This is a genomic window from Vogesella mureinivorans (assembly GCF_007644035.1).
GTDB classification, from domain to species: Bacteria; Pseudomonadota; Gammaproteobacteria; order Burkholderiales; family Chromobacteriaceae; genus Vogesella; species Vogesella mureinivorans.
In genome coordinates this window covers 163,266-175,302 of sequence record NZ_VMTV02000471.1, presented here as the reverse complement: position 1 = coordinate 175,302, position 12,037 = coordinate 163,266, and the positions used below count along the sequence as shown (strand labels likewise).

The following is a 12,037-nucleotide window of genomic DNA, read 5'->3' as shown; positions in this document are numbered from 1 at the left end:
GAAAGCGTATCAGTATCCATGCCCACTTGAAAAATGACAATGGCGCTGTTTTATTGCCCTCGCATGAACAGGGCATCCAGGTCGCGCATGCCCAGCCGGCTCCAGGTGGGGCGGCCGTGGTTGCACTGGCCGGAGCGTTCGGTGGCTTCCATGTCGCGCAGCAGGGCGTTCATCTCCGGCAGGGTGAGCTGACGGTTGGCGCGGACTGCGCCGTGGCAGGCCATGGTGGCCAGCAGCTCGTTGCGGCGCTCGGTCATGACCTGGGTGAGGCCGTGCTCGCGCACGTCTTTCAGCACGGCGCGGGCCAGCTCTACCGCATTGCCTTCTTTCAGCCACACCGGCATACCGCGCACGGCGATCTGCGTGGGCGAGAGCACGGCTAGCTCCACACCCAGGCGCTGCATGTCTTCGGCGTGTTCTTCTACCGTGGCTACCTCGAAACGGTCGGCGGCAAACGACACCGGCAGCAGCAGCGGCTGCATGGGGATGGCGTCGGCCTCCAGCGCGGTTTTCAGGCGTTCGTACACGATGCGCTCGTGCGCGGCGTGCATGTCCACCACGATCAGCCCGTCCTCGCATTGGCTCAGGATGTATACGCCGTGCAGCTGTGCCAGGGCAAAGCCCAGCGGCGGAATGCCGTCGCTGGCGGCGGGCAGTGCCACGGGCGGGTTGGCCGCATTCAGGGCAGGCACGAACGAGGCGGCTGGCTGCCGCTCTTCGTCGCGCAGGCCGGCAAACTGTTTGTCGTACACGCCGATGGCTTCGCGCGCCACGTGCAGCGGGATGCTCTGCTGCTCGTAGCGGTAGGTTTGCGGTAGCGGCGTGCGGCCAACGTTGGCCGCAGGGCGTGGTGGCAGCAGGCTGGCTTGCTGGCCTATGGGTGCGATACCTGCCGGGGCGGCGGCGGTGGCGCCAGGCTCGCCTGCAGGCTGATCGTGCAGCTGTACCGCAGGGCTGGCGCCAGCGGTGGTGCTGGCCAGGGCACGGTGCACGCTGTGGAACAAGAACTGGTGGATGGCCTGGCTCTCGCGAAAGCGCACCTCGATCTTGGTGGGGTGCACGTTCACGTCTACCCCGGCCGGGTCCAGCGTGAAAAACAGCGCGTAGGCCGGGTGGCGCTCGTGGTGCAGTACGTCACGGTAGGCTTGGCGCAGCGCGTGCTGGGCGGTTTTGTCGCGCACGAAACGGCCGTTGACAAAGAAATACTGTGCGTCACGGCTAGCTTTAGAATAGGTAGGGCTGGCCACAAAGCCGGTGAGCCCCAGGCCGGCGGCCTGCGTATCCAGCGGTAACGCCGCCTCGACAAAGTCTTTGCCCAGCAGCGCGCCGACGCGTTCGGCTACCGTTTGCTGCGGCAGGCGCCACACCACCTTGCCGTTATGGCGCAGGGTGAACTCCACCTGCGGGTGCGCCAGGGCGATGCGTTCGAAGGTGGCGGCGCAGTGGGCGTATTCGGTGTTATCGCTTTTCAGGAATTTGCGCCGCGCCGGGGTGTTGAAGTACAGGTCCACCACCTCCACGCTGGTACCGGCCGGGTGTGCAGCGGGCTCTACCGGGTGCAGGGTGCCATCGATGGCAATAATCTGATGTGCGTGTTCGGCGTCGTGCGGGCGGCTGGTGAGCGTCAGGCGCGACACCGAGGCCACGCTGGCCAGCCCCTCACCGCGAAAACCCAGTGTGGAGACGCTTTCCAGGTCGTCCAGGCTGCTGATCTTGCTGGTGGCGTGGCGGTCTAGCGCCAGCGGCAGGTCTTCGGCAGCCATGCCGCTACCGTTGTCGGTAACGCGAATCAGCTTGATGCCGCCCTGGGCCAGGTCCACGGTGATTTTGCTGGCGCCGGCATCCAGGCTGTTTTCCAGCATTTCTTTCAGTGCCGATGCCGGGCGCTCTACTACCTCGCCGGCGGCGATCTGGTTAACCAGGTGGTCGGGCAGTTTCTGGATGCGTTTCATGCGCTGAAGCTCTAGGTTGGCAACAAAAAGAAAATCAAAAACATTTTTGGCCACGAAAGACACGGAAAGTACGTCTGCGGCTACAAAAACCACGAAACAACACGAAAGGTGTATCGGGTGTAGCCGGCTGGTGGTGCCAGTCCGCTGCTTGCCAGGCCCGTAGTGTGTTTCCGTGCTTTTCGTATGTTTCTGTGGCTAAAGGATTTGGTGGTTTTCGTGGCAAAAATCAGGCTTTGCCTGCCGCCCGGCGGTGGCGTATCACTTCGATGATGCCTGGCAGTATGGAGACGATGATGATGCCGAAGATCAGGTATTCCAGGTTTTTGCGTACAAACGGCAGGTTGCCAAAGAAGAAGCCGGCATAGGTAAAGCCGATCACCCACAGCAGCGCGCCGATCACGTTGTAGCTCAGGAACTGGCGGTATTCCATGCGGCCGATACCGGCCACAAACGGCGCAAAGGTGCGCACGATGGGTACAAAGCGGGCAAAGATGATGGTTTTGCCGCCGTGTTTTTCGTAAAAAGCGTGCGTTTTGTCCAGGTAAGACTGCTTGAGCAGGCGCGGAAAGCGCGCAAACAGTGTCATGCCGGCGTGGCGGCCAATGGTGTAATTGACGCCATCGCCCAGAATGGCGGCCACGATCAGCAGGGCCACCAGCAGGTGGACGTTCATCTGGCCCATGGCAGCCAGGGCACCTGCCACGAACAGCAGCGAGTCGCCGGGTAGAAAAGGTGTTACCACCAGGCCGGTTTCGCAGAACACGATCAGGAACAGGATGAAATAAATCCATGGCCCATAGTTGGCCGCCAGGGTGGCCAGATGGGTATCGATGTGCAGGATGAAGTCGATCAGGAAAGTAATCAGTTCCATGGTCTTGTTTCGCAGTGGCTGGCAGGGCAGGGCTGTGATGGCAACCCGGCTTTGTCAGGCACCGTAACAAGGTTGGCCGCATAGTGCGGCCAACCTTTTATTGCGTTGTGCAGCAGGGCTTTACACCACCGCTTCTTCTTTCGGCTTCACGATTTTCACCATATGCTCGCGCTTGGTGCCCAGCGCCAGCGCCAGCGGGCTGGCGACCAGTACCGACGAGTAAATACCGAACACGATGCCGATGGTCAGCGCCATGGCAAAGCCGTGCAGTGCCGGGCCGCCGAACAGCAGCATGGACAGCACCATGGTTTCGGTCGAGCCGTGGGTGATGAAGGTACGGCTCATGGTAGCGGTAATGGCGTTGTCGATCACCGCTGCGGTGCTCTTGCCACGCATGGCCGGGCGGCGGAAGTTTTCACGGATACGGTCGAATACCACCACCGATTCGTTCACCGAGTAGCCCAGTACCGCCAGCACGCCGGCCAGCACGGTCAGGCTGAACTCCCACTGGAACAGCGCAAAGCAGCCCAGGATGATCACCACGTCGTGCATGTTGGCAATAATGGCCGACAGCGCCAGGCGCCATTCAAAGCGGATGGCCAGGTAGATCACGATACCCACGCACACCAGCAGGATGGCGGTGAGGCCGCTACTGACCAGCTCTTCACCTACGCTGGGGCCGACAAACTCCACCTTGCGCAGCTGCACGCTGGCATCGCCAGCTTTCAGCAGGCCCATTACCTGCTCGGACAGCTTGGCCGAGCTGGTACCTGCCTTGCTAGGCAGGCGGATCAGCACGTCGCGGCTGGTGCCCAGGCTTTGTACCTGTACCTCGCCGACCTTCAGGGTTTCCACGCGGTGGCGGATATCCCCTAGGTTGGCCGCTTGCTGGTACTGCACTTCCATGACGGTACCGCCGGTGAACTCCACCGACAGGTTCAGGCCCTTGGTAAACAGGAACACCACGGCCAAGATAAACGTCACCAGCGAAATGGTGGTGGTGAGCTTGCCGTAGCTCATGAACGGGATATCCCGTTTGATGCGGAAAAACTCCATCTCTCAGATCCTTATTTGTTGTCCGGCTTCCATACCTGGCCGATGGAGATCGACGTCAGGCGACGGCGGCGGCCGTACCACAGGTTAACCACGGCACGCGATACCAGTACCGCAGAGAACATGGAGGTCATGATGCCCAGGCAGTGCACCACGGCAAAGCCGCGTACCGGGCCGGAGCCGAAGATCAGCAGCGCCAGGCCGGCGATCAGCGTGGTGACGTTCGAATCCAGAATGGTGGCCCAGGCGTGGCCATAGCCTGCCTGAATGGCCGACTGCGGCGGCACGCCGTTACGCAGCTCTTCGCGGATACGCTCGTTGATCAGCACGTTGGCGTCGATGGCCATACCCAGTGTCAGCGCGATCGCGGCAATACCCGGCAGGGTCAGCGTGGCCTGCAGCATGGACAGCAGTGCCACCAGCATGAACAGGTTGGCCGCCAGCGAAATCACCGAGATCACCCCGAATACACCGTAGTAGATCGCCATGAACACGGCGATGGCAGCAAAGCCCCACAGGGTGGAGTGGAAGCCTTTTTCGATGTTTTCCTTACCCAGGCTCGGGCCGATGGTGCGTTCTTCGATGATGTTCATCGGTGCCGCCAGCGAGCCGGCGCGCAGCAGCAGGGCCACGTCGTTGGCTTCGGCCGGGTTCATGCTGCCGGAGATCTGTACGCGGCCACCGCCGATTTCACTGCGGATCACCGGTGCCGTTACCACTTCGCTGCGGTTTTTCTCTACCAGCACCATGGCCATGCGCTTGCCGATGCTTTCGGCTGTCAGCGTGCGGAAGATTTCGGCGCCGGTGCTGTCCAGGCCGATATCGACCGAGGCGCCACCGTTCTGGTCAAAGCCTGGCTGGGCGGAGTTGATGTTGTCGCCGGTGAGCTCGACATCTTTTTTCAGCAGGATCTTGCCGGTGCCGCGCGAGGTCACTTCGTCCAGCAGCTCGTAGCCGGCCGGGGTATTGCCAGCCAGGGCTTCGGCCACTTTGCCCGGGTCGTCTTCCACCATGCGTACTTGCAGCGTGGCGGTACGGCCCAGAATGTCCTTGGCTTTGGCGGTGTCCTGCACGCCTGGCAGCTGCACCACAATGCGGCTAGGGCCGGCTTGCTGGATCACCGGCTCGGCCACGCCTAGCTCGTTCACCCGGTTGTGCAGGGTGGTGATGTTCTGCTTCACGGCATCGCTCTGGATGCGGGTGATTTCTTCCGGCTTCAGTTTCAGCGTCAGGCGGAAGTTGGTGTCATCGCTATCAAAGCTGACCGAAGGCAGGGTGCGCGCCAGCTTGTCGGCGGCGGCTTTCAGCGTGTCGGCATCACGCAGCTGTACTTCTAGTGTGGTATCGCCCTGGCGCTTGATCGTGCCGTAGCGGATCTTGGCAGCCTTCAGCTCGCGGCGTACATCGCCGGCGTAGCGTTCCATGGTTTTTTCCACGGCGGCTTGCATGTCCACTTCCAGCAGGAAGTGCACGCCACCACGCAAGTCCAGGCCCAGGAACATCGGGTTGGCGTGCAGGCGGGTCAGCCATTCGGGCGAGGCGGGTAGCAGGTTCAGGGCAATGATGTAGGTGTCACCCAGCGCCTGCTGGATGGCATCGCGTGCCTTGATTTGGGTGTCCGGGTCCTTGAAGCGCACTTTCAGGCTGGTGCCGTCCAGGAAGATGCCTTGCGGGGCAATGCCTTGCTGCTTCAGGGTGGTTTCGATGCGGGCCATCAGCGCGGTGTCTACCGGGGTGGACTGGCGCGTGCTGGAAATCTGGACCGCTGGCGTTTCGCCAAAGAAATTGGGCAGGGTGTAGATCGTGGCGGTGATCAGCACCAGCGCAATCAGTAGGTATTTCCAGATCGGGAAGCGGTTCATGGAAGGCTTGACAGGAAAAGGGCCGCCAGGGCGGCCCGGGGGGTTACAGGGACTTGAGCGTGCCTTTTTCCAGCTTGGCACCGACGGCACCGCGCTGTACGTTGATTTCCACGCCGGTGGCGATTTCCACGGTCAGGTACTGGTCACCGCATTTTGTTACGCGGCCGATAATGCCACCCTGGGTCACGACTTCGTCGCCTTTCACGATTTCGGACAGCATCTTCTGGTGTTCTTTCATTTTCTTTTGCTGCGGGCGAACCAGCAGGAACCAGAACAGGATGAAGATCACGACCATCGGCAGGAACTGCATGAAGTCAAACGCTGCGCTGCCGGTGTTGGCGAAAGCCTGGGGGATAAACATTCGGGACTCCCTATTTATCGAGTTGCGAGTGGGTTGATGATTGTGGCAAGTGGGGCATTGTAGCCACGGCCGGGCTACTTTCCAACCGTGCTAAAGGTTGGCCGCAAACAGCCTATGACTGCGGCCAACCCGGTCGGTTCTCCAGCTTAGTTCACGCCACGTGCGCGGCGTTCGTGGAAGCTGGCTTTCCAGTCTTCGAAACGGTCGGCGTCGATGGCGTCGCGCATCTCCTGCATCAGCACCTGGTAGTAATGCAGGTTGTGGATGGTATTAAGGCGTGCGCCCAGGATTTCGCCGGTGCGGTGCAGGTGGTGCAGGTAGGCACGGCTGAAGTGGCGGCAGGCGTAGCATTCGCATTGCTCGTCCAGCGGCTTCTTGTCGTCCTTGTAGCGTGCGTTCTTGATCTTGATGTCGCCCCACTGGGTAAAGATCCAGCCATTGCGCGCGTTACGGGTAGGCATCACGCAGTCGAACATGTCGATACCGTTGGCCACGCCGTGCACCAGGTCTTCCGGTGTGCCCACACCCATCAGGTAGTGCGGCTTTTCGGCCGGCAGCATGTCTTTCAGCTCGGTCAGCATGCGGTACATCTCGGGCTTGGGCTCGCCCACCGACAGGCCGCCAATGGCGATGCCATCAAAGCCGATATTCATCAGGCCTTCCAGCGACTCTTGGCGCAGGTCGCGGTACAGGTTGCCTTGTACGATGCCGAACAGCGCGTTAGGGTTGTTCAGGTCGTCGAAGGCGCGGCGCGAGCGCTCGGCCCAGCGCAGGCTCATGCGCATGGATTTGGCGGCAGTGGCGTGGTCTACCTGGCCTGGTGTGCATTCGTCGAAAATCATCACGATGTCCGAGTTCAGCACTTTCTGGATTTCCATGGATTTTTCCGGCGACAGGAACAGCTTGTCGCCGTTGACCGGGCTCTGGAAGGTAACGCCTTCTTCGGTAATCTTGTTCAGCGCGCCCAGGCTGAAAACCTGAAAGCCGCCGGAGTCGGTAAGAATGGGTTTGTCCCAGCCAATGAACTCGTGCAGGCCGCCAAACTTTTCAATGATGTCCAGGCCCGGGCGCAGCCACAGGTGGAAGGTATTGCCCAGAATGATCTGGGCTTTGATGTCCAGCAGCTCGTGCGGGCTCATGGCCTTCACCGAGCCGTAGGTACCTACGGGCTGGAATACCGGCGTTTCTACCGTACCGTGGTTGAGCTCCAGCGTGCCGCGGCGTGCGCCGCCCGAGGTTTTGTGCAGGGTAAACTTCAGCATGTGCTTGATATCATTCATCTGAATCTGAAAATTAGCCCGCCAGTATACACCCCGCTGCCAGCGATTGCCCGCTGTTTGCTTGCCAGCGCGGGCTTTAGCCGCTAATATCTTTATTCCTGACAACAGGCACGTAGCTCAGTTGGTTAGAGCACCACCTTGACATGGTGGGGGTCGTTGGTTCGAATCCGATCGTGCCTACCAGAATATCTGTATTGGAGTATCACCATGTTCAAACGAACTACCACCACCCGTACCTCGAGATAATTCCGAGCCAGTACGGGGGCCTTTTACACAGTAAAGGGATACTCCATGCAAACGAAAAAGTGCGGCTCGAGCCGCACTTTTTTTTTGGTTTTCGTCTGTCCACCTTCTGATTAAGCTGGAGTTGCTATGCCTGACATTCGCCTGCCCGACGGTTCCATCCGTTCCTTCGACCAGCCGGTAACGGTGTACGAAGTGGCTGCGTCCATCGGTACCGGTCTTGCGCGTGCGGCGCTGGCTGGTCGCGTGGACGGCCAACTGGTTGATACCTCCTACCGTATGGCGGCCAACGCTGATCTGGCCATCATTACCGAGAAAGACGCGGACGGCCTGTCCATCATCCGCCACTCCACCGCCCACTTGCTGGCTTATGCGGTAAAAGAGCTGTTCCCGGAAGCCCAGGTCACCATCGGCCCGGAAATCGAAAACGGCTTCTACTACGATTTTGCCTATAAGCGCCCGTTTACCCCGGAAGATCTGGTGGCCATCGAGAAAAAGATGCAGGAGCTGGCCAAGAAAGACATTCCGGTAGAGCGCTACGAGCTGTCGCGTGACGACGCCGTGGCTTACTTCAAGGGTATCGGCGAGGACTACAAGGCCGAGATCATTGCGTCCATTCCGGCCGATCAGGTACTGAGCCTGTATCGTGAAGGCGAGTTCACCGACCTGTGCCGTGGCCCGCACGTGCCGTCTACCGGCAAGCTGAAAGTATTCAAGCTGATGAAGGTAGCCGGTGCCTACTGGCGCGGCGACAGCAATAACGAAATGCTGCAGCGTATCTACGGCACGGCCTGGACCAAGAAAGAAGACCTGGAACAGTACCTGCACATGCTGGAAGAGGCGGAAAAGCGCGACCACCGCAAGCTGGGCAAGCAGCTGGACCTGTTCCACCTGCAGGACGAAGCGCCGGGCATGGTGTTCTGGCACCCCAAAGGCTGGGCGCTGTGGCAGAGCATCGAACAGTACATGCGTAAAACGTTGGCCGCAGCCGGCTATCAGGAAATCCGCACCCCGATGGTGATGGACCGCGTGATGTGGGAAAAATCCGGACACTGGGAAAACTACCGCGAAGGCATGTTCACCACCGAGTCGGAAAAGCGCGACTACGCCGTGAAGCCGATGAACTGCCCGGGCCACGTGCAGGTGTTCAACAGCGGCCTGCGTTCTTACCGCGACCTGCCGATGCGCCTGGCCGAGTTTGGCGCCTGCCACCGCAACGAGCCGTCCGGCGCGCTGCACGGCATCATGCGCGTACGCGGCTTTGTACAGGACGATGCGCACATTTTCTGTACCGAAGACCAGATCATCAGCGAAGCCAAGGCTTTCAACGAACTGACCATGTCGGTGTACCAGCGCTTCGGTTTTGACAAGGTGTCGGTCAAGCTGTCGCTGCGCCCGGAAAAATACGCCGGCGATCTGGAAACCTGGAACCGCGCCGAGGAAGGCCTGCGCGAAGCGCTGCGCGCCTGCGGTATCGAGTGGGAAGAGCTGCCAGGCGAGGGCGCGTTCTATGGCCCGAAAATCGAATACCACATCAAGGATGCGCTGGGTCGCTCCTGGCAGTGTGGTACCCTGCAGCTCGATTATGTGCTGCCAGAGCGCCTGGACGCCGAATACGTGTCCGACGACAACAGCCGCAAACGTCCGGTGATGCTGCATCGTGCGGTGCTGGGTTCGCTGGAGCGCTTTATCGGCATCCTGATCGAAAACCATGCTGGCGCCTTCCCGCTGTGGTTGGCACCGGTGCAGATGGTGGTGATGAATATCACCGGTTCGCAGGCCGAATACGCCACGAATGTTGCCGCGACATTGCGTAAACATGGCTACCGCGTTGATCTTGACTTGAGAAACGAAAAGATCGGCTATAAAATCCGCGAGCACAGCCTGCAAAAGCTTCCGTATCAGATCGTTATCGGCGATAAAGAAATGGAAGGCGGGCTGGTTGCCGTGCGCGCCCGGGGCGAAGACCTGGGCCAGATGCCACTCGACGCGTTCATCCAGCAGCTAGATGCTGCCATGGCGCAGGTGTAACGCACGGATACGATGAATTTCTTTAGGAGTAATTGCTATAGCTCAGGAACGTGAACCACGGATCAACGGTGAAATTACCGGCCGTGAAATCCGCTTGGTAGGTGAAGAAGGCGAACAACTCGGTATCGTGACCGTGCGTGATGCACTGGCGATGGCCGAAGAGCGCGAAGTTGATCTGGTCGAGATTTCCCCGACAGCCCAGCCGCCTGTGTGCAAACTGATGGACTACGGTAAGTTCAAATACCAGCAGTCCAAAAAGAAGCATGAAGCCAAGCTGAAGCAGAAACAGATCCAGGTTAAGGAAATCAAGTTCCGCCCTGGTACGGACGATGGCGACTACAACGTCAAGCTGCGTAGCCTGATCCGCTTCCTGACTGAAGGCGACAAGGCCAAGATCACGCTGCGTTTCCGCGGTCGTGAAATGGCTCACCAGGATATCGGCCTGGCACTGCTCAAGCGTGTCGAGGCGGATCTGGCAGAAGTAGGGACTGTCGAGCAGTTCCCGAAACTGGAAGGTCGCCAGATGGTAATGATGATTGCCCCGAAAAAGAAATAATCGGTTATAATCATCGACTTCAACACGGCAGGTTCGCCTGCCGTGTTGATTTTGTAAGCCGGAAACGGCTTGCACCAAAAGCGTGACGCAGTGGTTTCAAGTGCCGGTGGCCACCCTGTGTCTAATCTAATGAAATTCAGCAGGAGATTTCCATGCCGAAGATGAAAACCAAATCGAGCGCGAAAAAGCGTCTCAAAGTGCTGGGCAATGGTGGCGTTAAACGCTCCATGGCTTTCAAACGTCACATCCTGACCAAGAAAACCACCAAGAGCAAACGTCAACTGCGTGGTACCACTATGGTTCACGCTACCAACATGGCGTCTGTACGCGCCATGATGCCTTACGCTTAAGGAGACCTGAAGAATGCCACGCGTAAAACGCGGTGTAACCGCACGTGCTCGTCACAAGAAAATCCTCGCCCTGGCGAAAGGCTATCGCGGCCGTCGCAAGAACGTCTATCGCATCGCCAAACAGGCGGTGATGAAAGCCGGTCAATATGCATACCGCGACCGTCGTCAGAAAAAGCGTCAGTTCCGTCAACTGTGGATTGCCCGTATCAACGCAGCTGCTCGTGAAAACGGCCTGCCATACAGCAAATTCATGAACGGCCTGAAGAAAGCGCTGATCGAAATCGACCGTAAGGTTCTGGCCGATCTGGCCGTGTTCGATAAGCCGGCATTTGCGCTGATCGTTGAAAAAGCGAAAGCCGCCCTCGCTTAATCGCAGGACACTAAAAAGGGAGGCTTATGCCTCCCTTTTTTTTCGGTTTACTCCCCATGAAGAATGCTGATTCGAGCGGCTGCGTTCCGGTCAGTTTTCTTACGCATACTGGTGCGACCCATGAGCAATGTTGACGTGATTCTCAAGGAAGGTCTGGCAGCACTCGATGCTGTTACCGATCTCGTTGAACTGGAACAGGTCAAGGCCCGCTTTCTAGGTAAAAGTGGTGCGCTGACCGAGCTTCTGAAACAGCTGGGCAAACTGTCGCCTGACGAGCGCAAGACCGCCGGCGCCACCATCAACGCCGCCAAGCAGGCTTTTGAAGCCCGCCACAACGAAGTGCGCGATGGTTTTAACGCCGCCAAACTGGCGGCACAGTTGGCCGCAGAGTCGCTGGATGTCACCCTGCCAGGCCGTGGCGCCACGCCGGCAGGCCTGCACCCGGTTACCCTCACGCTGGAACGCATTACCAGCCTGTTTGCCACCATGGGTTTTGAAGTGGCCGATGGCCCGGAAATCGAAACCGATTTCCACAACTTCCAGGCGCTGAACATCCCGGAAAACCACCCCGCACGTGCCATGCAGGACACCTTCTATGTAGAAGGTGGCGACGTACTGCGCACGCATACCAGCCCGATCCAGGTGCGCTACATGCTGGACCACCAGCCGCCCATCAAGATCGTGGCGCCTGGCCGTGTGTACCGTGTGGACTCCGACGCCACCCACTCGCCGATGTTCCATCAGATGGAAGGCCTGTGGATCGACCAGAACGTGAGCTTTGCCGACCTGAAAGCCACCATTACCGAGTTTCTGCGCCGCTTCTTCGAGCGTGACGACATGCAGGTGCGCTTCCGCCCCTCGTTCTTCCCGTTTACCGAGACATCGGCCGAGATCGACGTGCTGGACGAACAAGGCCGCTGGCTGGAAGTGGGCGGTAGTGGCATGGTGCACCCCAATGTGCTGCGCAATGTCGGTATCGACCCGGAAAAATACACCGGCTTTGCCTTCGGTATCGGCCTGGACCGCTTTGCCATGCTGCGCTATGGCGTGAACGACCTGCGTTTGTTCTTCGAGAACGATCTGACGTTCCTGAAACAATTCAACTGAT

Annotated in this window: 11 protein-coding genes and 1 tRNA gene; 6 read left to right on the top strand and 6 right to left on the bottom strand. The window is 59.3% G+C overall.

Going from position 1 to position 12,037, the window contains the following annotated elements; all coding sequences use genetic code 11:
* Window positions 1–50: 50 nt before the first annotated feature.
* From mutL to tgt, 6 genes are all read right to left on the bottom strand, one after another.
* Window positions 51–1,952, bottom strand: a complete 1,902-nt coding sequence (mutL, locus tag FLQ44_RS13175; protein ID WP_147694751.1) for a DNA mismatch repair endonuclease MutL — start codon at window positions 1,950–1,952, stop codon at window positions 51–53.
* Window positions 1,953–2,178: 226 nt separating this feature from the next.
* Complete coding sequence (locus FLQ44_RS13170) at window positions 2,179–2,817, bottom strand: DedA family protein (protein ID WP_206208875.1); 639 nt, start codon at window positions 2,815–2,817, stop codon at window positions 2,179–2,181.
* A gap of 126 nt (window positions 2,818–2,943) precedes the next feature.
* Window positions 2,944–3,879, bottom strand: coding sequence for a protein translocase subunit SecF (gene secF, locus FLQ44_RS13165; protein ID WP_147694749.1), 936 nt, complete (start codon window positions 3,877–3,879; stop codon window positions 2,944–2,946).
* An 11-nt stretch (window positions 3,880–3,890) separates the two neighbouring features.
* Window positions 3,891–5,738 (bottom strand): protein translocase subunit SecD, encoded by a 1,848-nt coding sequence (secD, locus tag FLQ44_RS13160; protein ID WP_147694748.1) that lies wholly within the window; start codon window positions 5,736–5,738, stop codon window positions 3,891–3,893.
* A gap of 43 nt (window positions 5,739–5,781) precedes the next feature.
* Entirely contained in the window at window positions 5,782–6,099 is a 318-nt protein-coding gene (yajC, locus tag FLQ44_RS13155; RefSeq protein WP_147694747.1) for a preprotein translocase subunit YajC, read from the bottom strand.
* A gap of 146 nt (window positions 6,100–6,245) precedes the next feature.
* Complete coding sequence (gene tgt, locus FLQ44_RS13150; protein WP_147684510.1) at window positions 6,246–7,361, bottom strand: tRNA guanosine(34) transglycosylase Tgt; 1,116 nt, start codon at window positions 7,359–7,361, stop codon at window positions 6,246–6,248.
* 124 nt (window positions 7,362–7,485) lie between these two features.
* Here tgt and FLQ44_RS13145 point away from each other — a divergent pair.
* From FLQ44_RS13145 to pheS, 6 genes are all read left to right on the top strand, one after another.
* Window positions 7,486–7,562: transfer RNA gene (locus FLQ44_RS13145), tRNA-Val, on the top strand.
* Between the two features lie 189 nt (window positions 7,563–7,751).
* Window positions 7,752–9,653: a threonine--tRNA ligase gene (thrS, locus tag FLQ44_RS13140; RefSeq protein ID WP_147694746.1), complete on the top strand. Its 1,902-nt coding sequence runs from the start codon at window positions 7,752–7,754 to the stop codon at window positions 9,651–9,653.
* A 16-nt stretch (window positions 9,654–9,669) separates the two neighbouring features.
* Window positions 9,670–10,209 carry a translation initiation factor IF-3 gene (gene infC, locus FLQ44_RS13135; protein WP_439144929.1) on the top strand — a complete coding sequence of 180 codons (540 nt, stop codon included), beginning with the start codon at window positions 9,670–9,672 and terminating at the stop codon, window positions 10,207–10,209.
* A 152-nt stretch (window positions 10,210–10,361) separates the two neighbouring features.
* The gene (rpmI, locus tag FLQ44_RS13130) at window positions 10,362–10,559 is read left to right on the top strand and encodes a 50S ribosomal protein L35 (RefSeq protein WP_017507004.1); all 198 of its coding nucleotides are present in this window, start codon (window positions 10,362–10,364) and stop codon (window positions 10,557–10,559) included.
* Window positions 10,560–10,572: 13 nt separating this feature from the next.
* Entirely contained in the window at window positions 10,573–10,929 is a 357-nt protein-coding gene (gene rplT, locus FLQ44_RS13125; RefSeq protein WP_017507005.1) for a 50S ribosomal protein L20, read from the top strand.
* 120 nt (window positions 10,930–11,049) lie between these two features.
* On the top strand, window positions 11,050–12,036 hold the full coding sequence (gene pheS, locus FLQ44_RS13120; protein ID WP_147694744.1) for a phenylalanine--tRNA ligase subunit alpha: 987 nt from the start codon (window positions 11,050–11,052) through the stop codon (window positions 12,034–12,036).
* Window position 12,037 lies beyond the last annotated feature (1 nt).